Annotated in this window: 1 protein-coding gene; it reads left to right on the forward strand. The window is 52.1% G+C overall.

Translation table 11 applies throughout. From position 1 onward, the window contains the following. Positions 1-9: 9 nt before the first annotated feature. On the forward strand, positions 10-238 hold a 229-nt coding region (locus R0J88_RS23305), incomplete at its 3' end, for an SPFH domain-containing protein (protein ID WP_410901361.1).

Below are 238 nucleotides of genomic sequence, written 5' to 3' on the forward strand. Positions count from 1 at the left end.
TTTGTCGCGCTGGTCATTGTCGGCGCGGGCGTCAAAATCGTGCCGCAGGGCTATCAATGGACGGTAGAACGTTTTGGTCGCTATACCAAAACGTTACAGCCGGGGCTCAGTCTGGTGGTGCCGTTTATGGATCGCATTGGTCGCAAGATCAATATGATGGAGCAAGTGCTCGATATCCCTTCCCAGGAAGTTATCTCGAAAGATAACGCCAACGTTACCATCGACGCCGTGTGCTTTA

The sequence above is a fragment of the Pseudoalteromonas sp. SIMBA_162 genome (assembly GCF_046535955.1).
Taxonomy (GTDB): Bacteria; Pseudomonadota; Gammaproteobacteria; order Enterobacterales; family Alteromonadaceae; genus Pseudoalteromonas; species Pseudoalteromonas marina.